Genomic DNA, 25,260 nt, shown 5'->3' on the forward strand with positions numbered 1-25,260 from the left:
TCAGCCCTCCACTCCGGCACGCTCACCGCGGCACAGCACCAGATACAGGCCCGCCGCCAGCGCCGTACCGATGAACCAGGAGTACGGCGCCACATCACTGAAGGTCGTCACCAGCGCCAGCACCGCCGCGACCCCGGCCGCCGGCAGGAACGCCCACAGTGCCTTGGGGTTGACGCCCTTGCGGTAGTAGTAGCGGGAGCCCGGCTCGGCGGAGAACAGCTCGTCCACGTCCACGCGACCGCGCTTGATCAGGTAGTAGTCGACCATGATCACGCCGAACAGCGGGCCCAGGAAGGCGCCGAGGCCGCCCAGGAAGTAGTTCACGACCGTCGGGTTCGAGAAGAGGTTCCACGGCGTCACCAGCAGCGCGGCGACCGTGCTGATCAGGCCGCCGACCTTGAAGGTGATCTTCTGGGGCCAGACGTTGGCCAGGTCGTAGGCCGGTGAGACGAAGTTGGCGACGATATTGACGCCCATGGTGGCGATGGCGAAGGTGAGCGCCGCCACGACCAGGACCCAGGTGTTGCCGACCTTCGCCACCAGCTCCGCCGGATCCGTGATGGCCTCGCCGAACACCTCCAGCGAACCGGCAGTCACGATCACCGAAACCACCACGAACGCCGTGGAGTTGATCGGCAGACCCCAGAAGTTGCCCCGCTTCACGGTCCGGTAGTCGGGTGCGAACCGCGAGAAGTCGCAGAAGTTGAGCATCAGCGTGCCGTACGTGGCGAGGACAAGACCGATCGCGCCGAACCACTGACGCCACTGCTCCCCCACGGAGACCGGGTGCGGGGTGGAGGTCAGCGAGATCGTCCAGCCCGCCTTGGCGAGGATCCACACCGCCAGCGCGATCATCACCAGCCAGATCGCGGGACCGCAGAAGTCTTGGAACTTCCTTACGGACTCCATCCCCTGACTGATGATCAGCGCCTGGATCAGCCAGAGGGAGACGAAGGAGACCCAGCCGAGCGCGTCCAGGCCGAGGAAGGAGCTGTGGGTCCATGACTCCAGTCCTGGCCACGCGGCCAGCAGCATCACATTGACGGCGACCGACGCGAGGTAGGTCTGGATGCCGTACCACATGATGGCGATCACGGCCCTGATCAGCGCGGGGATGTTGGCGCCCCAGACACCGAAGCTGATCCGGCTGACGACGGGGAAGGGCACGCCGTGGCGCTGGCCGATCTTCCCCATCCAGTTCATGCCGATGTAGATCAGCACGAAGCCGATGAGCAGGGAGGTGAAGATCTGCCACACGTTCATGCCGAGGACCAGCAGGCCCGCGGCGAAGGTGTAGTTGCCGAGGTTGTGGACGTCGGACATCCACAGGGCGAACAGATCGAAGACCTTCCAGTTGCGCTTGCCGGCGGGCGCGAGGTCTTCGTTGGTGAGCCGGGGGTCGGGGACGAACGCTGTTGTGCCGGTGGCTTCGGCACGGTCGGCGAGGGACACGGGGCCTCCAGGAAGGGGACGGAGGAGGACGTACAAGAACCGAGCGCGTTTGGTATACCAAACAACCGACATAGTCCCGCCGTCAACCGTTCCGACGGATATCGCTGCTGTTAACGCTCCGTAAAACACCCCCGGAGTCGGCGAAGATGGGCCCATGACGAAGATCGAACCCCTCGGCGCGGTACGCGAACGCGTCCTGGCCACGCTGCGGCAGGAGATCATCTCGGGCCGCCTCCGCCCCGGCGACCGGCTGGTCGAGCGGGAGCTGGCCGAGCGGTTCGGGGTGTCCCGGGTGCCGGTCCGGGAGGCGATCCGGGCGCTGGTCGCCGAGGGCTTCGTCCTGTTCGAGTCCGCGCGCCGCACGGTCGTACGGCGGCTGACCCCGACCGACGTCAAGGAACTCTTCGAACTGCGCGAGGCGTTGGAGGTGTACGCGGCGGGCCTGGCCGCGTCACGGGCGACACCTCAGGCACTGGCGGAACTGCGGGAGCTGCTGGACAGTGCGGCCGCCGCAACCGAGGCCGGGGACGCCGAGACGATCACCGACGTCAACACCCGTTTCCACGACCGCATCCTCGCCCTGGCCGGCAACAGCCTGCTGATCTCGGTCATGGAACCGGTCGACGGCCGCCTGCGCTGGCTCACCCGGCGCAACGAGGAGTGGCCCCAACTCCTCACCGAGCACCGCGAGTTGTACGAGGCCATCGCCTCCGGCAACCCGGACCGCGCCCGAGCGCACGCCCTCAGCCACGTCCGCGCCAACTACGAGTCGACGGTCCGGCACCTCTTCGGCGACGACGCCTAGAGTCCCGCTTCCTGCGCCGCCGTCCGCAGCACCTCCCGCAGCATCGCGGGGGTGAGCCGGCCGGTGAAGGTGTTGCGCTGGCTGACGTGGAAGCAGCCGAAGAGGGTGAGGCCGTCGAGCGGCACCCGCACCCCGTGTCCGAAGACCGGCCTCGGCCGAGGCACCGGCAGACCCGCCTCCGCCAGCGCGGGCAGCGTCGCCTGCCAGCCGAACGCGCCGAGCACCACCACAGAGCGCAGCGTGGGCCGCAGCAACCGCAGCTCCCGCACCAGCCAGGGCCTGCAGGTGTCGCGCTCCCTGGGTGTGGGCTTGTTGGCGGGCGGCGCGCAGTGCACGGGTGAGGTGACGCGGACGCCGTACAGCTCAAGGCCGTCGTCGGCGGCGACCGCGGTGGGCTGCGAGGCGAGGCCTACGTCGTACAGCGCCTGGTACAGCACGTCCCCGGAGCGGTCGCCGGTGAACATCCGACCGGTGCGGTTTCCGCCGTGCGCGGCCGGGGCGAGGCCGACGATCAGCAGCCGGGCGTCCGGCGGGCCGAATCCCGGCACCGGGCGCCCCCAGTACGTCTGGTCGGCGAAGGCCGCCCGCTTGGTCCGGGCAACCTCCTCCCGCCAGGCGACCAGCCGAGGACAGGCCCGACAGCCCGCGATCCGCCGGTCCAGTGCGACGAGGGCGTCCATGGCTCCACCGTAAGCCCACCGAAATGGCCAGGTCGGTCCTGCGGCTCAGCGACTAAGGTCGGAGACATGGCTTCCGAGGGTGACGAGGACAAGAGCGGCGGGCCCAGCGATGCCGCCGCCGTGGCCGCCGCCGAGGCGGCCGGCCCGCAGGCCGGTGAGAGCGTGCGGGTCGACAGCTGGATCTGGGCGGTACGGCTGATCAAGACACGTTCGGCGGGCGCCGCCGCCTGCAAGGGCGGGCATGTGCGGGTGAACGGCGAGCGGGTCAAGCCCGCTCACTCGGTGCGTGTCGGCGACGAGGTGCGGCTGCGGCACGAGGGCCGGGAGCGGATCGTCGTGGTCAAGCGCCTGATCCGCAAGCGGGTCGGCGCCCCGGTCGCGGTCCAGTGCTACGTCGACAACTCCCCGCCGCCCCCGCCCCGCGAGGCCGTCGCCCCGGCCGGCATCCGCGACCGCGGCGCCGGCCGCCCGACCAAGCGGGACCGCCGCGACCTGGAACGCCTGCGCGCCCTGGAGAAGGGCAGCCGCCCCGGAGCGCGCTGACGGGGACGTACGTACGGCAGCGGCCACGTCCGACCCGGGCCCGGGGCCCGTCGGACGCAGCCGTCACCGTAGGTACGTCGTAGGTCACGCCCGGCGCACCAGCCGCAGCAGCTCCGCGTTGTGGCTGCGCCGCGCCCAGGCGATGAGGGCGAGCGGGATGATCAGGATGAGTGGTGTGGCGGCGTTCTCCCCGTCGAAGGCGGTGACCGAGACCACGAACGCACCGACCATCAGCGCGCTGAGCGCGATTCCCGCCACCGACTGGAGGACCGGGATCAACAGGGCGACGGCTCCGGCGAGTTCGAGGGCGCCGATGGTGTACATGCCCGCGCTGCCCCAGCCCAGCTCGTCGAAGGCCTCGACGGCCGTGGAGTGCGCGATCAGCTTCGGCAGAGCGCTCGCGAGGCCGAAGAACAGCGCGAGCAGGATCTGCAGCCCGCGCAGGGCGATCCGGGCGCGGCGCCCACGGGCGGTCGCGGACTCGGCGATGACGGGGGCAGGAGCGGTGGTCTCGGACATCGGGGTCTCCTGTGTACGGCGGTTGGTGTCGCTGTCACAGAGACAGACCGCCGCCCGCCGCGAAACTCATCGCCGCCCGGCGGAAGTTGACCCTTCCAGTGGGAACCAGCCGTGCCCGATGTACCAGTGACCGCCCGCCCGCAGATGATCCCCCACCGCCCGCTCGACCGCCGTCCGCCGAGGCAGCCCCTCGACCGGCAGTTCCGGGTCCCCGAACACGAACTGCACCGGCTCGGTGTCTGCCTCCTCGACGTCGTCACGGCCGATCCGGAACCGCTCCTGGAAGCGCACGATGTTGGAATCGGCCGGCAGATACTCCTTGAGCTGCGGATCGAGCAGCCAGGAGTGGCACAGCGCGGCCGAGTACCGCTCCTCGGGGAAGTGCCGGGCGAAGAACTCCCGGGCCAGCGCCAGGGACCGGTCGCAGGCGGCCGGGGACAGCGGTCCGTGGAAGTCGGGGATATGGAGGTTCAGGCAGAGTGTGTCAGGGTCCGGCCCGTCCGCGGCAGACATCTGCCCCGTACGCGTCCGCTCGAACTGGAGCCGCCCCAGCTGGTACAGCTCCCCGCGGAAGTGATGGGTGAGCCACCTCGGAGCCTGTACGCCCGCCCGGCCGTGCCGTCTGCGGTGCACGGCCATGTTCCGGCCGAGGTCGGCCAGGGTGCGCCGAGTCACCTCGGCGGGGACACCGCGCTCGCGGTGGTACGCGCGCGTGTGGGGCAGCGCCGCGACGAAGACGTACACGGGGAAACAGCGCTGCAAGGGCCCGGCGGGCCAGTCCAGCTCGGGCAGCTCGACCCTGGCGCCCAGCGTCCCCATGTCCCGGACAAGCTCCTCGACCGACGCCTCCAGGAACCGCCTGAGCTCGGGATCGTCGACGACTCTTCGGCGCATGCGGACCAGGGCCTCGATATCCTCGTGAGGCACGGCGAGGTCGATCAGGATCTCGGGCAGATCATCGGCATCCGGCAGCGGCACGACACAGACCCCCTTTTTGTGAACGGCCCTTCGAAGAGTACGTTCCGAAGGAGGAGTAGTGATCCCGATGCGTACGGGCAGTGAACCCACGACCGCGCGCAGTGCTTTGCGCACGCGGTTCTGGCTGAGTGTGTGGGGGCTGGTCTGGGCGGTCTTCGGTACGGCCGCCTTCGCGCTGGCCGGCCGTACCGGCTGGGCCGTGGCCTGCGGGGTCCTGGCGCTGGTCGCCGCCTTGGACATGTTCTTCATCGTCCGGCACATCCGTCAGGGCCCGCACTACCAGCCGGGCCCGGACGTCCCGCCGTACAACCCGCCCGACAGGCGCTGACGCTCAGGTCTCGAACCGCGCCGCCTTCATGTACTGCGGGTTGGGGTCCAGCGCGGCCGCCAGACGGAAGTGCCGTACGGCCTGGTCGCGTCGCCCCTGTCGCTCATAGGTGCGGGCGAGCGCGAAGTGCGCGAACGCGTTGTCCGGCTCGCGCTCCAGGACGATGGTGAACTCCAGCTCGGCGGGCCGCAGTTGGGCGGCGGCGAAGAAGGCACGCGCGCGCAGCAGGCGTGCGGCGGTGTTCTCGGGGTGCGCGGCGATGACACCGTCGAGCAGCTTCACCGCGCCCCTCGGGTCCCGCGCGGCGAGCAGATGCTCGGCGGCACGGAAATCGATGACATGCGTCTCCGGAGTACGTCCGGTCGAACCGCTGGTCTCGGGCACGGCAGAGTCCTTCCCTCACTGAAGGGCTTCAACGCCCCGACGAGGGGCCGCTATTCCTGAGGAGGCGTCCGGGACGCGTGCGCTCGGCGCTCCAGCTCGGCCCAGACCTCCCGCACCCGCCGCTGAAGCTGCTCCAGCGGTACGTCGTTGTCAATGACGATGTCCGCGATCTCCAGGCGCTTCTCCCGCGTCGCCTGGGCGGCCATCCGGGCGCGGGCGTCCTCCTCGGTCATCCCGCGCAGCCGGACGAGCCGGTCGAGCTGTGTCTCGGGGCTGGCGTCGACGACGACCACGAGGTCGTACAGCGGCGCCAGGCCGTTCTCCGTCAGCAGCGGGACGTCATGAATCACGACCGCGTCCTCGGCGGCGGCCTGCTCCAACTCGCGGGAGCGGGCGCCGACCAGGGGGTGCACGATCGAGTTCAGTACGGCGAGCTTGTCGGGGTCGGCGAAGACGATGGAGCCCAGCTTGGGGCGGTCCAGGCTCCCGTCCTCGGCCAGCACGCCCTCGCCGAAGGCCTCCACGACCGCGGTGAGCCCGGGCGTTCCGGGCGCCACGACCTCCCGCGCGATACGGTCCGCGTCGATCAACACGGCACCGCAGTCCACGAGCAGCCGTGACACCTCGCTCTTGCCGGCACCGATGCCGCCGGTCAGACCAACTTTCAGCATGGCCCAGAGCTTAGGGCCTGCTGTTCCGGCGTCAGTTGTCGCCTTCCCGCTCGGCCAGGAACCGCTCGAACTCGCGCCCGATCTCGTCCGCCGACGGAATCTCCACCGGCTCGGCCAGCATGTTGCCCCGCGTCTCGGCCCCCGCCGCCGCGTCGTACTGGTGCTCAAGGCCCTGGACCAGCGCCACCAGTTCCTCGTCGCCCTCCTGGATCTGGCGGTCGATCTCGGTCTGGGTGCGGTGGGCGTCCGTGCGCAGGGCGTGCGCGATGCCGGGGAGGACCAGGCCGGTCGCGGCCGTGATGGCCTCCAGGACGGTCAGGGCGGCGTCCGGGTACGGGGAACGCGCGATGTAGTGCGGGACGTGCGCGGCGACACCGAGGACCTCATGGCCCGCCTCCATCAGGCGGTACTCCAGCAGCGACTCGGCGCTGCCCGGTACCTGCGCCTCCTCGAAGGGGCTGCGATGGCCCGGGACGAGGTCGGTGCGGTTGCCGTGCGGGGTGAGGCCGACGGGCCGCGTGTGCGGGACACCCATGGGGATGCCGTGGAAGTTCACGGACAGCCGGACGCCGAGCCGCTCCACGATCTGCTGCACGGCGGCGGCGAAGCGCTCCCACTCCACGTCCGGCTCGGGCCCGGACAGCAGCAGGAAGGGCGCTCCGGTGGCGTCCTGGACGAGCCGTACCTCGATGGCCGGCACTTCGTATTCGGTCCAGCGGTCGCGCTTGAACGTCAGCAGCGGGCGGCGGGCGCGATAGTCCACGAGCCGGTCATGGTCGAACCGGGCCACGAGCTGGTGGGGCAGCGAGTCGAGCAGCCGGTCGACGATCTGGTCGCCGGTCTCGCCCGCGTCGATGTATCCGTCGAAGTGGTAGAGCATGACAAGGCCGGCCGACTCCTGCGCCAGCGCCATGTCGACGACAGCCAGGCCCTTCGGCTCCCATGCGTACAAACCCTGCGGATCAAGCACAGTGACCGCTCCTCCTCGTGTTCATACGGAACAACGCGGAGTAGGGCAGGGCCATTCCCCTGATCATGAAACTCAGGGGACAGCAACTCCCGTAAGGGGCGCAGGGAACTGCGCGACAAGCCCCCCCCCGGCCCGCAGCCGACGTACTGGCACGCCAAAGGGGCCGCACCCCGAAAGGTACGGCCCCTCAGTCAGGAGCTACTGCTCAGTGGGCGTCAGCTCTGCCCACCCGCCAGCTTCTCTCGCAGAGCGGCCAGCGCCTCGTCCGAGGCAAGCGCGCCGGAGTTGTCCGGGCCCTCGGAGGAGTACGAGCCACCGGACGCGGCCGGAGCCGCACCCGCCGCGTCGCCACCCTCGGCAGCGGCGGCAGCGTCGGCCTCACGGCTCTTGATGACCTGCTGCTGGTGCTGCTCGAAGCGCTGCTGCGCCTCGGCGTACTGGCGCTCCCACTCCTCGCGCTGCTTCTCGTACCCTTCGAGCCAGTCGTTGGTCTCGGGGTCGAAGCCCTCGGGGTAGATGTAGTTGCCCTGGTCGTCGTAGGACGCGGCCATGCCGTACAGCGTCGGGTCGAACTCGACCGAGGCCGGGTCGGCACCGAAGGACTCGTTGGCCTGCTTCAGGGACAGCGAGATCCGGCGACGCTCAAGGTCGATGTCGATGACCTTGACGAAGATCTCGTCGTTGACCTGGACGACCTGCTCCGGGATCTCCACGTGGCGCTCGGCCAGCTCGGAGATGTGGACCAGACCCTCGATGCCCTCGTCCACGCGGACGAACGCACCGAACGGAACCAGCTTCGTGACCTTGCCGGGCACGACCTGGCCGATCTGGTGGGTGCGGGCGAACTGCTGCCACGGGTCTTCCTGGGTCGCCTTCAGCGACAGGGAGACACGCTCGCGGTCCATGTCGACGTCGAGAACCTCGACGGTGACCTCCTGGCCGACCTCGACAACCTCGGACGGGTGGTCGATGTGCTTCCAGGACAGCTCGGAGACGTGGACCAGACCGTCGACGCCACCCAGGTCCACGAAGGCACCGAAGTTGACGATCGAGGAGACGACGCCGGAACGGACCTGACCCTTCTGGAGGGTGGTGAGGAACGTCTGGCGGACCTCGGACTGGGTCTGCTCCAGCCAGGCACGGCGGGACAGGACCACGTTGTTGCGGTTCTTGTCCAGCTCGATGATCTTGGCCTCGAGCTCCTTGCCCACGTAGGGCTGGAGGTCGCGGACGCGGCGCATCTCGACCAGGGAGGCCGGGAGGAAGCCACGGAGGCCGATGTCGAGGATGAGACCACCCTTGACGACCTCGATGACGGTACCGGTGACGATCCCGTCCTCTTCCTTGATCTTCTCGATCGTGCCCCAGGCACGCTCGTACTGAGCGCGCTTCTTGGACAGGATGAGGCGGCCTTCCTTGTCCTCCTTCTGGAGAACCAGGGCCTCGATCTCATCGCCCACGGCGACGACCTCGTTCGGGTCGACGTCGTGCTTGATGGAGAGCTCACGGCTCGGGATAACGCCTTCGGTCTTGTAACCGATGTCGAGCAGGACCTCGTCCCGGTCGACCTTCACGATGACGCCGTCGACGATGTCGCCGTCGTTGAAGTACTTGATCGTCTCGTCGATCGCGGCGAGGAAGGCTTCCTCGTTACCGATGTCGTTGACCGCTACCTGCGGGGTGGTGGCGGTGGTCTCGGTGCTGCTCGTCATGTGGGAAAGGGCTCCGGTACGGACATTGAAGTCGTAGGTACTGCTACGCCGGGAGCCCGTATCGCTCTGAAGAAGCCGGACAGCCAAGGAAGCGCCCCACCAGCCAAAACCGGTGATGCGCCTCGAAAACCGAGGGGACATACAACAGATGCGAGCGCAGCCTGCTACGTCTGAGGTGCGCAGGCCCGCAGCGCAACTTGTAGCATACGGGGGCAGCCGGGCAGGGTCAATGCGCGAAGGCGCACACCCGGGGCGGATCGCCGCATACCCGGCACAAGACCTGTCTCCTGAGGCCACGCAGGGCCCACTGCGCCCCTTTCGTGACGCCGCCGGGGGGCCGCGCCGTCCAGGTGACGGAAGAGTACGACGAGGGAGCCGATCATCCAAGAGCCCGTATCCATCGAGACCGCGCCCGGGTCCGAAGCCGAACCCGAGGCCACTCGGCGTGTCGCCGGGGTCGCGGAGAGTTCCCGCGCCAACCGGGGCTGGTGGGACCGCAACGCGGACGAGTACCAGATCGAGCACGGCACCTTCCTCGGCGACGACCGCTTCGTCTGGGGCCCCGAGGGCCTGGACGAGGTGGAGGCGGAGCTGCTCGGCCCGCCGGAGCAGCTGAAGGGCAAGGACGTCCTGGAGATCGGCGCCGGCGCGGCCCAGTGCTCGCGCTGGCTTGCCGCGCAGGGCGCCCGCCCGGTCGCCCTGGACCTGTCCCACCGTCAGCTCCAGCACGCGCTGCGGATCGGCGGCTCCTTCCCGCTGGTCTGCGCCGACGCGGGCGCCCTCCCCTTCGCCAACGGCACCTTCGACCTGGCCTGCTCGGCGTACGGGGCGCTGCCCTTCGTCGCCGATCCGGTGCTGGTGCTGCGCGAGGTGCGCCGGGTGCTGCGCCCGGGCGGCCGGTTCGTCTTCTCGGTCACCCACCCCATCCGCTGGGCGTTCCCGGACGAGCCGGGCCCCGAGGGCCTTTCGGTGTCCGCCTCGTACTTCGACCGCACGCCGTACGTCGAGCAGGACGAGGCGGGCCGCGCGGTGTACGTCGAGCACCACCGGACGATCGGCGACCGCGTCCGGGACATCGTGGCGGCGGACCTCCGCCTGGTCGACCTGGTGGAGCCGGAGTGGCCGGCCTGGAACTCCTCGGAGTGGGGCGGCTGGTCCCCGCTGCGCGGCAATCTGATCCCGGGGACGGCGATCTTCGTCTGCGTACGAGACTGAGCGTGTGATCCGCTACGACGCTCTGGACGCCCTTCCCGTACGCGGTGCCCTTCCCGGCCTGACCGACGCCCTGGAGGCGCACGGCACCGCGGTCCTGGTCGCCCCGCCCGGCACCGGCAAGACGACCCTCGTCCCGCTGGCGCTGGCGGGGCTCCTCGGCGAGGGGCCCGCCCGACGGGTCGTCGTCGCGGAGCCCCGCCGTATCGCCGCCCGCGCCGCGGCCCGGCGGATGGCGTGGCTGCTGGGCGAGAAGGTCGGCGAGAGCGTCGGGTACACCGTGCGCGGCGAGCGGGTCGTCGGACGGCACGCACGCGTGGAGGTCGTCACGACGGGTGTGCTCCTGCAGCGCCTCCAGCGCGACCAGGAGCTCGCGGGCGTGGACGTCGTGGTCCTGGACGAGTGCCATGAGCGGCATCTGGACGCGGACACGACGGCGGCCTTTCTGTGGGACGTACGGCAGGCGCTGCGGCCGGAGCTGCGGCTGGTGGCCGCGTCGGCGACGACGGACGCGGAGGGCTGGGCCCGGCTGCTGGGCGGCGCGCCGGTGGTCGAGGCGGACGGCGTCTCGTATCCGGTGGAGGTCGTGTGGGCACCGCCGGCGCGTCCGGTACGGCCGCCGCACGGCATGCGCGTCGACCCGGCGCTGCTGACGCATGTGGCCTCGGTGGTACGGCGGGCACTGGCGGAGCGGCAGGGGGACGTGCTGTGTTTCCTGCCGGGCGTCGGGGAGATCGCGCGGGTGGCCGGACAACTGGGTGACCTGGGCGATGCGGAGGTGCTCCAGGTGCACGGCCGCGCTCCGGCGGCGGTGCAGGACGCGGTGCTGTCGGGCGGGGAGCGGCGCCGGGTGGTGCTGGCGACCTCCGTGGCCGAGTCCTCGCTGACGGTTCCCGGGGTCCGGGTGGTCGTCGACTGCGGTCTCGCGCGGGAGCCGCGTGTCGACCACGCGCGTGGACTGAGCGCGCTGACGACGGTACGGGCCTCGCAGGCGGCGGGACGGCAGCGGGCGGGCCGGGCCGGGCGTGAGGCGCCGGGTGCGGTGTACCGCTGCTGGGCGGAGGCGGAGGACGCGCGTCTGCCGCGGTTCCCCTCCCCCGAGATCAAGGTGGCGGACCTGACGGCGTTCGCGTTGCAGGCGGCGTGCTGGGGAGATCCGTCGGCCGCCGCTCTGGCCCTGCTGGACCCGCCTCCGGCGGGCGCGATGGCGGCGGCACGGGACGCCTTGGCGGCGGTGGGAGCCGTGGATTCCCGGGGCCGGGCCACGGAGCGCGGGCTGAGGCTGGCCCGGCTCGGGCTGCATCCGCGTCTGGGGCGGGCTCTGCTGGACACCTCCGGTGCGGGCGCCGAGGTGGTGGCTCTGCTGTCGGAGGAGGCGCCGCGGGAGTACGGCGATGATCTGGCGGCGGCTTGGCGGGCCGCCCGGCGTGGGGGTGACGCCTACTCGGGGCGGTGGCGTGCCGAAGTCCGGCGGCTGCGGGCCGTCGCCGGGGAGGTTTCCCCGCCGCCCGCCCATGACCGCCGGTCACCGGCAGCCGCCGAGGCCGGACCGGGCGCCCCCGATCAGGACGCGGCCCTCTTCGCCGACCGGCTCGCCGGGGTCGTCGCCGCCCTCGCCTTCCCGGAGCGCGTCGCCAAGCTCGACGGCCGCTCGTACCTCATGGCATCCGGGACCAGGGCCGACCTGCCCGACGGCTCACCCCTGCACGGCGCCCCCTGGATCGCCGTCGCCGCGGCGGACCGGCCCGTCGGCAAGGGGCACGCACGCGTGCAGCTCGCCGCCGTGGTGGACGAGGAGACGGCTCGCTCGGCAGCCGCTCCTCTGTATACGGAGGGCGAGGAAGTCCACTGGGCCGACGGGGACGTGGTCGCACGGCAGGTGGAGCGGTTGGGGGCGATCGAGCTGACGGTGCGTCCGTTGCGCGACGCCGACCCCGCGCTCGTACGCGACGCCCTGTTGGAGGGGTTGCGTCAGGAGGGGCTGGGCCTGTTGCGATGGTCGCCGGAGGCGGTCGTACTGCGGCAGCGGCTGGCGTTTCTGCGGCTGCGGGTGGGCGACCCGTGGCCCGATGTGTCCGAGGATGCGCTGCACGCGCGCGTGGAGGAGTGGCTGGAGCCGGAGCTGAGCCGTGCCCGGCGACGGGCGGACCTTGCGCGGATCGATGCGGGGGCGGGCCTGGGCCGACTGCTGCCCTGGGCCTCGGGCGAGGCGGCACGGCTGGACGAGCTGGCGCCCGAGCGCCTCACCGTCCCCAGTGGGTCCAGAATCCGGATCGACTACACGAACCCCGAACAGCCCGTCCTCGCCGTGAAGTTGCAGGAGATGTTCGGCCTGCACGAATCGCCGACGGTCGCCGGGGTGCCGGTCCTCGTCCATCTCCTCTCCCCCGCCGGCCGTCCCGCCGCCGTCACCGCCGACCTCGCCTCCTTCTGGAAGGACGGCTACAAGGGCGTACGAGCGGAGCTGCGGGGACGGTACCCGAAGCATCCGTGGCCCGAGGATCCGGCGACGGCCGAGCCGACGCGGCATACCGCGGCTCGGGCTCGGCGTCAGGCGGGCGGGAGCTGAAGGGCGAACAAGGCGTTGGCCGTGGCTACGCCGATGAGCCGGTCGTCGACAGGGGCGACGGACCAGATGTCGGCGCCTACGTGGACATTCGCGATGGGTTGGGCAGAGCCCGGCGCATAGAAGTGAAGAGGCCGTCGGAGGTGGGGTTGTGGAGGCGGTCGCCGTCCTCGTAGCCGAGCTCGCGGAACACCTCGGCGATGGTGTCCATGTCCAGCTCCGCGCAGGGCAGCGGGGGCAGCTCGTGGTCGTAGGAGTCCGTGCCGCTGACGACGACCGTACGGCGGGTCATGGCAGAAGTCCGGCGGCTACGGCCGCTCCCGTCTCGGCGGCGGTGAGGTGGGGGACGAGGTCGTGGGCCTGGCGGCCGTTGTCGATCAGGATGTCCGTGACGGCGAGGCCGTCCGGGGACTTGAACAGCGGCGCCAGTTCCTTGGCGAGGGCCACCACGTCTCCTCGGTCGCAGATGTTCGTCCACTCCCGTAAGCCGGCGGGCCAGGTGCCCGGCGCGGGGCGCAGCCGGTCGTAGACCAGGCGCGGGATGCCGAGCGGGGACCCGAGGCTCACCAGTGTGCACACCGGCCACTCGGGACGCGCGCACAGGGCCTCGTACGCGATCACGCTGCCCAGGGAGTGCGCCACGAGCACCTGGGTGTCGTCGGTGACGGTGTCCGCGATGCTCCGCTGGACCCGCTCGCGGGTGTCGTCGTCCGTCAGGTAGAGGCGCACCTGCTTGAGGACACCGATCAGGAAGCGGTCGGTGAAGCGGGACGGCAGCAGGGCGCTGAGCGCGTGCAGGGCGCGCTGCACGGTATGGGGGGTGGTGGCCTTGGCGGTCTCGGCGGGGGCGGGCGGTGGCACGCGGTCGGGGGCGATACGGGCCGCCTCCTGCCACAGCGCCATCAGCAGCTCGGTCTCGAAGCCCTCGGTCACATCGCGGTGGGTCCAGGCGTAGCCGTCGCTCTTCACCGGAGCGCCCGGAGGCCGGAACCAGTGGCCATAGAAGGCCACTTCGATGTCCCGGGGCGTCAGGTCGAAGGCGCGCCCGTCGCCCTCAGGCCGTCCAACAGCGCTGGTGCCACTCCCCCGTGCAGGGTGTGCGGTCCGAGGTACTGCTTCCCGATCCCGTGTACGACGACGACCCTGGCCATGACAGCGGCCTCCCCCGATGCTGCGTACGTCATGCCGGATCGTACAACTCGGGCCCTCCGCTCAGGCGTTGACCGGCTCCGGTTCCGTGGTCTGTGCCGGTGCCGGGTCCTCGGGGCGGCGGCTGCGGGCCTCCAGGTAGAGGGACAGGGAGAGCAGGAGGATGCCCAGGGTCAGGAAGCCCCAGGGCAGGTAGGACGTCATCAGGAGGACCAGGGTGCGGTTCGATTTGACCAGGTCGACCGTGTAGTCGATGTAGTCCTCGCGCATCTTCACATGGCCTGCGAACGCCGTGACCTTGTCACGGTCGCCGAGCAGGGTGCCGCCGCGCAGCTCCTCCTTGTGGATCTCCTCGCCGTAGACGGGGGCGCCGGTGAGGGGTTCGACCCAGAACTTGCGGACGGTGGTGTACCAGCGGGTGGTGCCGGTGTCGGCGAGTGACTCCGGTGTGACTCCGTCGACGGGCATCGTCCTGGGGTACGGCACCTTCGTCCACGGGATGGTCTGCTCGAAGTAGTAGACCTCGACGCCGCGGAAGTCCTCGGTGCCCTTGTAGTGGATGGGCGCGGCGGTGCGGGTCTGGGCGTCGAAGTACTCGTAGTCCCGTTTCTCGGTCAGGAAGGGCCACTTGAACTCGATGCCCTCGCGGTGCACGGGGTCGCCGTCGACCATCTCGCCGGTGGCGTGGACGGGTTCCTGGGTGTGGGCGTCGAAGATGTAGCGCTCGGGGATCCGGGAGACCATCTTGCCGTCGGGGCCCTGGACATAGGAGAGGCCGTCCCAGACCACCACGTCCCGGCCCGCCGTCTTCTCGATCCGTTCCGAGGCCTCCACGTTGCCCTTGAGGGTCTGCACGATGGTGACCTCGGAGACCTTCCTCGCCTTCATGGTGCCGTAGTCGAGAAGGGTGGCGTCCTTCGCCTCCAGGACCATGTCCTGGTACTGGTTCGCGGGGATCTTGGCCAGGCGCGGGAAGGCGTACCAGCGCAGCATCGGGGACAGCGCGGCGAAGAACACGGCGAAGGCGAGCAGGATCAGACTGGCCTTGCGGCGCATCTCGGCCTCCCTCCCGGGCGGTTACGGGTGTGCGGGCACCGTCGTCAGCAGCGGCTTGGGGGAGGTCTCGCCGGCCGGGGAGCCGAGCGCGGTGAGCGTGAAGACCAGGGCGAGCGCGACGGCGAGACCGGTCGCGGCGGCGATCAGGGCGCGCACGGTGCCTCCCCACGGGCCGGAGCTGATACATCGTCAGGTTCCGGCACCGTAGCAACGGGCGGGCGAGATGAGAACACGTCGCACACGACGACGGCGCCCCTCCGGGCTGGAGGGGCGCCGCTCGGGCCGTGCTTATGCGCTGGGGCTCGCCGACGGGGTGGGCGACGGCGACTCGGCCGCCGCGACGGTCAGTTCGATCGTCAGCGTCGCGCCGCCCGCGGTGTTGATACGGAGCAGGAAGGTGCCGGTGGTGTCGTCGGCGTACAGCTTCGGCAGCTTCAACAGGCCGTCGGCGTCCGTCTCCAGGCCGGTCAGGGTCCGTACGGCCTTGCCCTCGGCGTCCTTGAAGTAGGGGCCCTTGTCGTTCTCGGTCGGGTCGTCCGCCGACTTGATCAGGGTGGCGGTGGCCGCGACTCCGTCCGCGACGGCGCCCTTGTAGGTGGCCTTCACCTCGACCTGTTCCGCGAACTCGCCGCCCGGGGTGCAGGTCAGCGCGGTCTCGGTGGTACGGGCGAGGGTGTCGGCGGCGCGTTCGGTGACCGTGGCCGTGTAGTCGAGCCCGCTGATCGAGCGGCCCACGACGGTCGCCCGGACGATGAACTCGCCGGTCTCCTCGCCCGCCTGGAGCGCGGGCGCCACGGCCGTACCGCTGCTGTTCGTGAGGGCTGTGGCGTACTTCTCGCCGCCGGTGAAGGTGGTGTCGGTGTCGCCGACGATGGTGAAGCGGATCCGCACCTTGCCGACGCCCTTGCCGGCCGAGGTCTCGGCACGGGTGCTGATCTTCTCGCCGAAGGCGTCGCCCGCCATCGCGGTGAGCTTGGCGGTGTCGGCGTCCTCCAGGTGGTGCACCGTGTCGGTGGGGGTCCCCGGAGGCGTCGTGGGCGGGGGTGCAGAAGGCGGCGCGGACGGGGGCGGCGTCGTCTGTGGGGGCGTAGTAGGCGGCGGCGTGCTCGGCGGCTGCGAGGCCGGAGGCGACGGCTGGGTCCTGGCCCCGTCGTTGTCGTCGCTGCGGTCCTGGGGGATCGTGCCGGTGCCGTCGGGGATCTCGTCGACGCCCTTGCGGTAGTGCTCCAGCCACGCCAGGACCGTGTTCAGGTAGTCCGTGGAGTTGTTGTAGCTGAGGATCGCGCTCTTGAGGTCGGACGGGTCGGACAGGTCCCAGTCGAAGCGGCACAGATAGTGGCCTGCGGCGAGGGCGGCGTCGTAGACGTTGTTGGGGTCCTTCTCGCCGTCGCCGTTGCCGTCGCGGCCCGCCCACGCCCAGGTGGACGGGATGAACTGCATCGGGCCCACGGCACGGTCGTAGGAGCTGTCGCCGTCGTAGGCGCCGCCGTCGGTGTCGCTGATGTTCGCGAAGCCGTTGCCGTTGAGCTGCGGGCCGAGGATCGGGGAGGTCGTGGTGCCGTCGGCGCTCACCCGGCCGCCGCGGGCGTGGCCCGACTCGACATGGCCGATGGCGGCGAGCAGTTCCCAGGGCAGGTTGCAGCCGGGCTTGGAATCCTGGAGCGAGGCGGCGGCCTGCTTGTAGGCGTCCAGGACGGTCGCGGGTATGTCGGACTCGGTGTCCGTGATGTCCGTCCCGCCCGCGCTCGGCGAGGGCTGGGGGCTGTCGAGGGGCGGCAGGTCCGTGTAGTACGGGGAGTTACCGGTCGCGCTGTCGTCGGCGTCGGGGGTCGGCTGGGTGTCGGAAGTCGTCCGTCTGCCCTGGTCGTCGACCGTCACTCCGGGAGCCTGGGAGCCGGACAGCGCCGCGACCGCCAGTGCGGCCACGGCGGCGGTGGCCGCACCCTTGTACAGCCTCCTGCCGAATTGCGCCGACATAGAGTGAACCCCTCCCGTGGACGCCCGAGCGCCCGTCTCTGTCTGTCCCGTCGCCCTGTTGTGACGAACGACCCGCCGTGGGGGTTGCGCTCGTGGGGCCGTTCGGTGGTGCGCCCGCGAGCATCCGTCCGTTTTTGTCCGTACGTCGGCCACGCTCCCCGCGCGCCAACCCAAGTGACCCTACGACAACTTCAGTGCCACGGGCACCCGTTCGGGTCCGATATTCACCAGTTGGCCATGCGTGATACTGGCCGGGTCGATCACATCCCCCAGTAAGGAGCGTCGGTGCCGTTCACCCTGAGCCATGCGGCGGCGGTGCTGCCCGCCGTGCGCACCGACGGAACGGGCCGGAGCCGCCTGGTTCCCGCCGTCCTCGTGGCGGGGTCCTTCGGGCCCGACATGACCTACTACGCGGCCGGCGCCGTCCCCGGCGCGATGGAGTTCGGCGACGTCACGCACTCCTTCGCGGGCGTGTTCACGGTGGATGTGGCCATCGCCTGGGCGCTGGTGGGGCTGTGGCTGCTCATGCGCGAGCCCTTGGTGGCCCTGCTGCCGCCGGCCCGGCAGGGGCGGGTGGCCGCGCTGCTGCGCTGCGGTGCGCCACGCGCGCGCGTGGGGCCGGAACTGGTGGTGTGGTGGTACGTCTCCGCGGTCCTCGGTGCGCTCACCCATGTCGTCTGGGACGCGTTCACGCATCTCGACCGGTGGGGGATGTGGCTGTTCCCCGTCCTCGGGGAGGAGTTCGCGGGGTCCCCTTTGTACTGGTATCTCCAGTACGGCGGTTCGGCGGTGGCGGCGGTCGTCATCGCCGGGTTCCTGTCGGTGGCGCTACGGCGGGTTCCGGCCGGCGTCCTGCCGGTCGGGGTGCCGGTGCTGTCCTCGCGGGACCGGTGGGTGGCCGGGGTGGTGCTCCTCGGCTGCGCGGTGGTGTTCGCGGTGCAGCGGGCGGTGCGCTGGTGGGCGTACTGGGGGTCGGTCGCGAAGCCCTGGGAGCTGATTCCGACGGTGTGCTTCGGGGCGGGCTCGGGACTGGTGCTGGGGGTGCTGGTGTACGCCGTGGCGGTCAGGGTGTGGCGTCCTGTCGAGGCGCTCGCACCGCGGACGCCACAAATACGGTGACTCTGCGCAGGGGGCGTGGCCCTACGGGCCGGGTGAGCTCCGCCCAGAGAAGGAGCGTTGCCCTCAGGTCGGTGGGGATGCGGGGGGTGCTGGCGTCAGCCGCGTGTGCCGTCCGGCGGTGGCGTGTGCGTATACCCATGCCCGCATCCTGACGGTGTCCGGGGCCCGGGGGCGTCTTCGCGGGGGCCACGTGGGTGACGGTCCCTTCGGGGGTGGGGCCGCGTCCTTCGCGTCTGCGTGGTTACGGTTGTTTGGGGGGCGCGGGTGGTTTGTGGCTGGTCGCGCCCACGCGGCGGAGCCGCACATCGACACAGCCCCGCGCCCCTTTCCGGAGCTGCAGTGCCCCTCGTTTTAATGCGCCGCCGATTCCCAGTCCGCGCCCGAGCCCACCGAGACTCCCAGGGGCACGTCCAAGGTGACCGCGTTGGACATCTGCTCGCGGACCAGTTCCTCTGCCCGTTCCCGCTCGCCCGGGGCGATCTCCAGGACGATTTCGTCGTGGACCTGGAGGAGCATGCGGGACTTGAGGTCGGCCTCTCGCAGGGCCTTGTCGACCTTGAGCATGGCGATCTTGACGATGTCGGCCGCCGTGCCCTGGATCGGGGCGTTGAGGGCCATGCGCTCGGCCGCCTCCCGGCGCTGGCGGTTGTCGCTGTTGAGATCGGGCAGGTAGCGGCGGCGGCCGAAGAGGGTCGCCGTGTAGCCCGTCGCGCGGGCCTCGTCGACCGCTCGGCGCAGATAGTCCCGTACGCCGCCGAAGCGCTCGAAGTAGGCGTCCATCAGGGCGCGGGCCTCGGCCGCCTCGATGTTCAGCTGCTGGGAGAGGCCGAAGGCCGAGAGGCCGTACGCCAGGCCGTAGGACATCGCCTTGATCTTGCGGCGCATCTCCGCGTCCACCGCGCCGGGCTCGACGGCGAAGACCTGGGAGGCGGCCGTGGTGTGCAGGTCCTCCCCCGAGGTGAACGCCTCGATCAGGCCCTCGTCGGCGGACAGGTGGGCCATCACACGCAGCTCGATCTGGCTGTAGTCCGCGGTCATCAGGGACTCGAAGCCCTCGCCGACCACGAAGCCGCGGCGGATCGCGCGGCCCTCGTCGGTGCGGACCGGGATGTTCTGGAGGTTCGGGTCCGTCGAGGAGAGCCGACCGGTCGCGGCGACCGTCTGGTTGAAGGTGGTGTGGATCCGGCCGTCCGCCGCGATCGTCTTGATCAGACCCTCGACCGTGACCCGCAGTTTCGCCTGCTCACGGTGGCGGAGCATGATCACCGGGAGTTCGTTGTCCGTCTGGGTCGCGAGCCAGGCCAGGGCGTCGGCGTCGGTGGTGTAGCCGGTCTTGGTCTTCTTCGTCCTGGGCAGGCCGAGCTCGCCGAAGAGGACCTCCTGGAGCTGCTTGGGCGAACCGAGGTTGAACTCGTGTCCGGCCGCGGCGTGCGCCTCCTTCACCACCTGCTGCACGGCGCCCGCGAACATCTGTTCCATTGCTTCCAGGTGGGCCCGGTCGGCGGCGATGCCGTGCCGCTCCATACGGGCCAGCAGCGCGGAGGTGGGCAGCTCCATGTCGCGCAGGAGGTCGGCCGCGCCGACCTCCTGGAGCCGGCCCTCGAAGGCCTCGCCCAGGTCGAGGACCGCGCGGGCCTGGACCATGAGCGCCTCGGCCTCGGCGCCGTCGTCCGCGCCGAAGGCGAGCTGGCCGTCGGCCGCGGCGGCGGGGGCCAGCTCGCGGTGGAGGTACTCCAGGGAGAGCGCGTCCAGGTCGAAGGAGCGGCGGCCGGGCTTGACCAGGTAGGCGGCGAGGGCGGTGTCCATGGTCACGCCGTCCACGGTCCAGCCGTGCTCGGCGAAGACCCGCATCGCGCCCTTGGCGTTGTGGAAGACCTTGGGGCGCTCGGCGTCGGCCAGCCAGGCCGCGAACGCCGTCTCGTCGGCCTCGTCCAGCTGGGACGGGTCGAACCAGGCCGCCGGTCCGCCGGCCGTGGCCAGCGCGACCTCGGCGACCGAGCCGGTGCCGAGTGCCCAGGTGTCGACGGTGGCGATGCCGAGGGGCGCGGTGCCGTGCCCGGCCAGCCACGGGGCAAGATCGCCGGTGCCGAGCACCTTGCCGTCCAGCTCCACGCCGTCCGCGACGACCGGGGTCTCCTCGGCCTCCTCGGCGCCCGGGTCGACCGCCAGCAGTCGCTCCCGGAGGGAGGGGTTACGGATCTCCAGGGTGTCGAGGACCATCGCGACGGCCTTGCGGTCGTACGCGGCCCGCTCCAGGTCGGCGACCGTCTTGGGCAGCTCGACGGTGCGGACCATCTCGGTCAGCCGGCGGTTGAGCTTGACCGCCTCCAGGTGGTCGCGGAGGTTCTGACCCGCCTTGCCCTTGACCTCCTCGACCCGCTCGACCAGCTCCGCGAACGAACCGAACTGGTTGATCCACTTCGCGGCGGTCTTCTCGCCGACGCCGGGGATGCCCGGCAGGTTGTCGGACGGGTCGCCGCGCAGGGCCGCGAAGTCGGGGTACTGGGCGGGCGTCAACCCGTACTTCTCGATGACCTTCTCCGGCGTGAACCGGGTCAGCTCGGAGACGCCCTTCGTCGGGTACAGCACGGTGACGTTCTCGGTGATCAACTGGAAGTTGTCCCGGTCGCCGGTGACGATCAGCACCTCGAAGCCCTCGGCCTCGGCCTGGGTGGCGAGGGTGGCGATGACGTCGTCCGCCTCGTACCCCTCGACCGCGAAGCGCTCGGCGTGCATCGCGTCGAGCAGCTCGCCGATCAGCTCGACCTGGCCCTTGAACTCGTCCGGGGTCTTGGAGCGGTTCGCCTTGTACTCCGTGAACTCCTCGGAGCGCCAGGTCTTGCGGGACACGTCGAAGGCGACCGCGAAGTGCGTGGGCGCCTCGTCGCGCAGCGTGTTGGCCAGCATCGACGCGAAGCCGTAGATCGCGTTCGTCGGCTGGCCCGTCGCGGTCGTGAAGTTCTCCGCGGGCAGCGCGAAGAACGCGCGGTAGGCCAGGGAATGCCCGTCCATGAGCATCAGCCGCGGACGGCTGCCGCCGGGGTTCGTTTCGGTCTTCTTCGATGCTGTCTCTGCCACGTCCCCGATCCTGCCACGCCGCACTGACAGTCGGGGCCCACGGCCGGATCGGCGGTGCCCGAGGGGTTCCCGCACCCATTGCTCGCGCCCGGCGGTGAACCCGGGCGCGGGCGTTGTCGGTGACACGTGCGAGGATCGGAGACGTACCTCACATACGCAGTCGTAAGGAGAGCGTGCGATGGCGACGAAGCCGCCCAAGGGTGATCCGGTTCAGGACGCGCCGCAGGTCGCCGAGCCGAAGCACGCGGCGGCGGGGCTGCCCGCCATCGGGCACACCCTGCGCGTCGCCCAGCAGCAGATGGGCGTGAAGCGGACCGCGCTGACGCTGCTGCGGGTCAATCAGAAGGACGGGTTCGACTGCCCGGGCTGCGCCTGGCCGGAGCCGGAGCACCGGCACACCGCGGAGTTCTGTGAGAACGGCGCGAAGGCGGTCGCCGAGGAGGCCACCCTGCGCCGGGTGACCCCGGAGTTCTTCGCCGCGCACTCCGTCGCCGACCTGGCGACCCGCAGCGGCTACTGGCTGGGACAGCAGGGACGGCTGACCCACCCCATGTATCTCCCCGAGGGCGGCGACCACTACGAGCCGGTCACCTGGGAGCGCGCCTTCGACATCGTCGCCGAGGAGCTGGCGGCCCTCGGCTCCCCCGACGAGGCCCTCTTCTACACCTCCGGGCGGACCAGCAACGAGGCGGCGTTCCTCTACCAGCTGTTCGCCCGCGAGTTCGGCACCAACAATCTGCCGGACTGCTCGAACATGTGCCATGAGTCGTCGGGTTCCGCGCTGAACGAGACCATCGGCATCGGCAAGGGCAGCGTGCTGCTGGAGGACCTCTACAAGGCCGATCTGATCATCGTGGCCGGACAGAACCCGGGCACGAACCACCCCCGGATGCTCTCCGCGCTGGAGAAGGCCAAGGCGAACGGCGCCAAGGTGATCAGCGTCAACCCGCTGCCCGAGGCCGGTCTGGAGCGGTTCAAGAACCCGCAGACCCCGCAGGGCATGCTCAAGGGCGCCGCGCTCACCGATCTGTTCCTGCAGATCCGCATCGGCGGCGACCAGGCGCTGTTCCGGCTGCTCAACAAGCTGATCCTGGAGAGTGAGGGCGCGGTCGACGAGGAGTTCGTCCGCGAACACACTCACGGGTACGAGGAGTTCGCGGCCGCCGCGCGCGCCGCCGACTGGGACGAGACGCTCACCGCGACCGGGCTGTCCCAGGAGGAGATCGAGCGGGCCCTCGGCATGATCCTCGCCTCCGAGCGGACGATCGTCTGCTGGGCGATGGGCCTGACCCAGCACAAGCACTCCGTGCCGACCATCCGCGAGGTGGTCAACTTCCTGCTTCTGCGCGGCAACATCGGGCGCCCGGGCGCGGGCGTGTGCCCGGTGCGCGGGCACTCCAATGTGCAGGGCGACCGCACGATGGGCATCTTCGAGCGGCCCGCCCCGGCCTTCCTGGACGCCCTGGAGAAGGAGTTCGGGTTCGCGCCGCCGCGCGAGCACGGCTATGACGTCGTACGGGCCATCCGCGCGATGCGGGACGACAAGGCGAAGGTGTTCTTCGCGATGGGCGGCAACTTCGTGTCGGCGTCGCCCGACACGGAGGTGACCGAGGCGGCGATGCGGCGGGCGCGGCTGACGGTGCATGTGTCGACCAAACTGAACCGTTCGCACGCGGTCACGGGTGCGCGGGCGCTGATCCTGCCGACGCTGGGGCGGACCGAGCGCGATCTTCAGGGCAGTGGCGAGCAGTTCGTGACCGTCGAGGACTCCATGGGCATGGTGCACGCCTCGCGCGGGCGGCTGGAACCGGCGAGTGCGCAGTTGCTGTCGGAGCCGGCGATCGTGTGCAGGCTGGCGCGTCGGGTGCTCGGCTCGGACAGCCGGGTGCCGTGGGAGGAGTTCGAGAAGGACTACGCGACGATCCGTGATCGCATCGCGCGGGTGATCCCCGGTTTCGAGGACTTCAACGCGCGCGTGGCGCGTCCCGGCGGGTTCGCCCTGCCGCACGCTCCGCGTGACGAGCGGCGGTTCCCGACGGCGACGGGCAAGGCGAACTTCACGGCGGCGCCGGTGGAGTATCCGGAGCTGCCCGAGGGGCGGCTGCTGTTGCAGACGCTGCGGTCGCACGACCAGTACAACACCACGATCTACGGCCTCGACGACCGTTATCGGGGGATCAGGAACGGTCGGCGGGTGGTGCTGGTGAACCCCGAGGACGCGCGGGGGCTCGGGGTCGCGGACGGGTCGTACGTCGATCTGGTCAGTGAGTGGAAGGACGGGGTCGAGCGGAGGGCTCCCGGGTTCCGGGTCGTGCTCTATCCGACGGCTCGGGGGTGTGCGGCGGCGTACTACCCCGAGACCAATGTGCTGGTGCCGCTGGACGCCACGGCGGACACCAGTAACACCCCGGCCAGCAAGTCCGTCGTCGTGCGTCTGGAACAATCGGCGACCGACTGAGCGTTTGCTCAGGTGCCGGCGAACGCTGGACCGGATCGACGACGAACGGAGTCTGGCCCCATGGGCGAGCAGCAGCAGGTGAGGTTCCCGCAAGAGGTCATAGACGAGTACGCCGCGCTCGGGGTGGATCTGCCGGCGCTGTTCTCGGCGGGGCATCTGGGGACGCGGATGGGGGTGCAGATCCTGGAGGCGTCGGCGGAGCGGGTAGTCGGGACGATGCCGGTGGAGGGGAACACGCAGCCGTACGGGTTGCTGCACGGGGGTGCGTCCGCGGTGCTGGCGGAGACGCTGGGGTCTGTGGGGTCGATGTTGCACGGGGGGTCTTCGAAGATCGCCGTGGGTGTCGATCTCAACTGCACGCACCATCGGGGGGTGCGGTCGGGATTGGTGACCGGGGTTGCTACACCGGTGCACCGGGGGCGCTCTACGGCGACGTACGAGATCGTGATCAGTGACGAGGACGACAAGCGGGTGTGTACGGCGCGGCTGACCTGCCTGCTTCGGGATGTGCGGCCGGGGGACGGGGCGCATGTGGGTGCCGCCGGCTGATCGACTGACCGCGCACTGGGGCTGAGCGGGAGGTGGGAGGCGCGGCCCGTCGCTGACAGGGTGCCGCCGCTTTGGCGGCGGGCGCCTCCCCAGCGGCGCGGCTGCCCCAGCTGTGCCGGCCATTCAGCGGCGACCGTCCCCGGCTTCCGCGGTACCGTTCCCTCATGACCGGCACCGGCCCCGTCGAGCCCGTCAACGCCCCTGATGCTGACGGGAGTTTCGAGGTCATCGGGGCCGATGCACCGCGCCTCACCGACCGGGTCGCTCAGCGATGGGGCGCGCTCCCTCCCCGCGCGCGGAAGAGCGCCGTCGCCGCGGGTCTCGCGCTCCTCACCGCCGTCGGAGCCCTCCTTCTCGCCCCCGACGACCCCGAGACCCGCGAACCCCTCGACCTCTCCGCCTGGCCTGCCGACGTCACCAGATGGGACTACCTCGGCCTCGCCGAGCACCCCAACTCCCCCACCACCAGGGGAAGTTACCGATTCGCCGTATCGGTGCTCCGGGGGCCTGACGTCACCTTGCGGGTCACCGGGGCCGCCTTCGACGGGCTCCGTGCCCAGAGCACCCCTCGTCCCGAGTTCACCGTCCCGGGTGGCGCAACTCGGCGCATCACGGTGGAGATTTCCGTATCCGACTGTTCGGAACTGCCCCTGGATGCGGGATTTCACTATCTCGACGTAACGCTGCGTAACACCCACGCAATACAGCGCCACAGCTTCATCTTCGGTGGCGCATTCTCGCGGGACCTTTCCGATCTTCTTCACGAGGCCTGCGACCCCATACCCCCTGGACCGGGCCCACGGCCAATCGGAAGTGCAAGTTCTCAGAATGCGGACTGAGTGGAAATTCTGCCAAAACGGCTGAGAGCGCCCTCAGGCGAGGCCTGCCCTCCACCACGTCATAACAAGAAAGTCACAAGGAAGCTCACGACGATGCTCATCCGCACATACCGGGCTTAGAGTCACGGCCAGTCACCGCTCCATCGGGAGTTCGGTACCAGCGCGGCACCCGCCGTCCCTACCCGGGACGGGCGTGACTGCGGAAAGGACTGATT

23 protein-coding genes are annotated in these 25,260 nt (G+C 70.5%); 9 read left to right on the forward strand and 14 right to left on the reverse strand.

The annotated features are described in order from the left end of the window. On the reverse strand, positions 1-1,452 hold the full coding sequence (locus H4N64_RS30530) for a cytosine permease (RefSeq protein WP_186285666.1): 1,452 nt from the start codon (positions 1,450-1,452) through the stop codon (positions 1-3). Positions 1,453-1,606: 154 nt separating this feature from the next. On the opposite strand from H4N64_RS30530, the gene H4N64_RS30535 reads away from it, so the two are divergent. Next, positions 1,607-2,257, forward strand: a complete 651-nt coding sequence (locus tag H4N64_RS30535; RefSeq protein WP_186285667.1) for a GntR family transcriptional regulator — start codon at positions 1,607-1,609, stop codon at positions 2,255-2,257. Here H4N64_RS30535 and H4N64_RS30540 read toward each other — a convergent pair. Next, positions 2,254-2,937 (reverse strand): uracil-DNA glycosylase, encoded by a 684-nt coding sequence (locus tag H4N64_RS30540; RefSeq protein WP_186285668.1) that lies wholly within the window; start codon positions 2,935-2,937, stop codon positions 2,254-2,256. The genes H4N64_RS30535 and H4N64_RS30540 overlap by 4 nt on opposite strands. A gap of 66 nt (positions 2,938-3,003) precedes the next feature. Here H4N64_RS30540 and H4N64_RS30545 point away from each other — a divergent pair, with 66 nt between their 5' ends. After that, on the forward strand, positions 3,004-3,480 hold the full coding sequence (locus H4N64_RS30545) for an RNA-binding S4 domain-containing protein (RefSeq protein WP_186285669.1): 477 nt from the start codon (positions 3,004-3,006) through the stop codon (positions 3,478-3,480). Positions 3,481-3,564: 84 nt separating this feature from the next. Here H4N64_RS30545 and H4N64_RS30550 read toward each other — a convergent pair whose 3' ends face one another. Both H4N64_RS30550 and H4N64_RS30555 read right to left on the reverse strand, forming a co-directional pair. Then, the gene (locus tag H4N64_RS30550; protein WP_186285670.1) at positions 3,565-3,999 is read right to left on the reverse strand and encodes a DoxX family protein; all 435 of its coding nucleotides are present in this window, start codon (positions 3,997-3,999) and stop codon (positions 3,565-3,567) included. Between the two features lie 66 nt (positions 4,000-4,065). Beyond that, positions 4,066-4,977 carry an acyltransferase domain-containing protein gene (locus H4N64_RS30555; RefSeq protein WP_336246836.1) on the reverse strand — a complete coding sequence of 304 codons (912 nt, stop codon included), beginning with the start codon at positions 4,975-4,977 and terminating at the stop codon, positions 4,066-4,068. 67 nt (positions 4,978-5,044) lie between these two features. Here H4N64_RS30555 and H4N64_RS30560 point away from each other — a divergent pair, with 67 nt between their 5' ends. Next, positions 5,045-5,305: a DUF6343 family protein gene (locus tag H4N64_RS30560; RefSeq protein ID WP_186285671.1), complete on the forward strand. Its 261-nt coding sequence runs from the start codon at positions 5,045-5,047 to the stop codon at positions 5,303-5,305. A gap of 3 nt (positions 5,306-5,308) precedes the next feature. Here H4N64_RS30560 and H4N64_RS30565 read toward each other — a convergent pair whose 3' ends face one another. The 4 genes from H4N64_RS30565 to rpsA form a co-directional block, all read right to left on the reverse strand. Next, positions 5,309-5,689, reverse strand: coding sequence for a tetratricopeptide repeat protein (locus H4N64_RS30565; RefSeq protein WP_186285672.1), 381 nt, complete (start codon positions 5,687-5,689; stop codon positions 5,309-5,311). A gap of 50 nt (positions 5,690-5,739) precedes the next feature. Continuing rightward, positions 5,740-6,360, reverse strand: coding sequence for a dephospho-CoA kinase (coaE, locus tag H4N64_RS30570; protein ID WP_186285673.1), 621 nt, complete (start codon positions 6,358-6,360; stop codon positions 5,740-5,742). A 31-nt stretch (positions 6,361-6,391) separates the two neighbouring features. Then, complete coding sequence (locus H4N64_RS30575) at positions 6,392-7,330, reverse strand: PAC2 family protein (protein WP_186285674.1); 939 nt, start codon at positions 7,328-7,330, stop codon at positions 6,392-6,394. 215 nt (positions 7,331-7,545) lie between these two features. Continuing rightward, on the reverse strand, positions 7,546-9,042 hold the full coding sequence (gene rpsA, locus H4N64_RS30580; protein WP_186285675.1) for a 30S ribosomal protein S1: 1,497 nt from the start codon (positions 9,040-9,042) through the stop codon (positions 7,546-7,548). A 378-nt stretch (positions 9,043-9,420) separates the two neighbouring features. On the opposite strand from rpsA, the gene H4N64_RS30585 reads away from it, so the two are divergent. Together H4N64_RS30585 and hrpB are read left to right on the forward strand one after the other, a co-directional pair. After that, entirely contained in the window at positions 9,421-10,257 is an 837-nt protein-coding gene (locus tag H4N64_RS30585) for a methyltransferase domain-containing protein (RefSeq protein WP_186285724.1), read from the forward strand. 4 nt (positions 10,258-10,261) lie between these two features. Beyond that, positions 10,262-12,823 (forward strand): ATP-dependent helicase HrpB, encoded by a 2,562-nt coding sequence (gene hrpB, locus H4N64_RS30590; protein ID WP_186285676.1) that lies wholly within the window; start codon positions 10,262-10,264, stop codon positions 12,821-12,823. 76 nt (positions 12,824-12,899) lie between these two features. On the opposite strand, the gene H4N64_RS30595 is transcribed toward hrpB, so the two are convergent. From H4N64_RS30595 to H4N64_RS30615, 5 genes are all read right to left on the reverse strand, one after another. After that, a complete protein-coding gene (locus H4N64_RS30595) occupies positions 12,900-13,112 on the reverse strand; it encodes a caspase family protein (RefSeq protein ID WP_186285677.1) in 213 nt (70 codons plus the stop codon). After that, a complete protein-coding gene (locus H4N64_RS30600; RefSeq protein ID WP_336246837.1) occupies positions 13,109-13,831 on the reverse strand; it encodes a hypothetical protein in 723 nt (240 codons plus the stop codon). The genes H4N64_RS30595 and H4N64_RS30600 overlap by 4 nt, the downstream gene beginning before the upstream one ends. A 201-nt stretch (positions 13,832-14,032) precedes the next feature. Further along, on the reverse strand, positions 14,033-15,025 hold the full coding sequence (gene pgfA / locus H4N64_RS30605) for a cell envelope lipid trafficking protein PgfA (RefSeq protein WP_186285678.1): 993 nt from the start codon (positions 15,023-15,025) through the stop codon (positions 14,033-14,035). 21 nt (positions 15,026-15,046) lie between these two features. Then, complete coding sequence (locus tag H4N64_RS30610; RefSeq protein WP_186285679.1) at positions 15,047-15,181, reverse strand: SPW_0924 family protein; 135 nt, start codon at positions 15,179-15,181, stop codon at positions 15,047-15,049. Between the two features lie 132 nt (positions 15,182-15,313). Beyond that, positions 15,314-17,002 (reverse strand): lytic transglycosylase domain-containing protein, encoded by a 1,689-nt coding sequence (locus tag H4N64_RS30615; protein WP_186285680.1) that lies wholly within the window; start codon positions 17,000-17,002, stop codon positions 15,314-15,316. Between the two features lie 285 nt (positions 17,003-17,287). Here H4N64_RS30615 and H4N64_RS30620 point away from each other — a divergent pair, with 285 nt between their 5' ends. Further along, on the forward strand, positions 17,288-18,121 hold the full coding sequence (locus H4N64_RS30620) for a DUF4184 family protein (protein WP_186285681.1): 834 nt from the start codon (positions 17,288-17,290) through the stop codon (positions 18,119-18,121). A 351-nt stretch (positions 18,122-18,472) separates the two neighbouring features. On the opposite strand, the gene polA is transcribed toward H4N64_RS30620, so the two are convergent. Then, the gene (gene polA, locus H4N64_RS30625; RefSeq protein WP_186285682.1) at positions 18,473-21,199 is read right to left on the reverse strand and encodes a DNA polymerase I; all 2,727 of its coding nucleotides are present in this window, start codon (positions 21,197-21,199) and stop codon (positions 18,473-18,475) included. A gap of 178 nt (positions 21,200-21,377) precedes the next feature. Here polA and H4N64_RS30630 point away from each other — a divergent pair, with 178 nt between their 5' ends. From H4N64_RS30630 to H4N64_RS30640, 3 genes are all read left to right on the forward strand, one after another. Beyond that, a complete protein-coding gene (locus tag H4N64_RS30630; protein WP_186285683.1) occupies positions 21,378-23,657 on the forward strand; it encodes an FdhF/YdeP family oxidoreductase in 2,280 nt (759 codons plus the stop codon). A gap of 60 nt (positions 23,658-23,717) precedes the next feature. Then, a complete protein-coding gene (locus tag H4N64_RS30635; protein ID WP_186285684.1) occupies positions 23,718-24,206 on the forward strand; it encodes a PaaI family thioesterase in 489 nt (162 codons plus the stop codon). A 164-nt stretch (positions 24,207-24,370) separates the two neighbouring features. Next, complete coding sequence (locus H4N64_RS30640) at positions 24,371-25,045, forward strand: hypothetical protein (RefSeq protein WP_186285685.1); 675 nt, start codon at positions 24,371-24,373, stop codon at positions 25,043-25,045. Positions 25,046-25,260 lie beyond the last annotated feature (215 nt).

Origin of the sequence: Streptomyces cupreus (genome assembly GCF_014257025.1) — a bacterium.
GTDB lineage: Bacteria > Actinomycetota > Actinomycetes > Streptomycetales > Streptomycetaceae > Streptomyces > Streptomyces cupreus.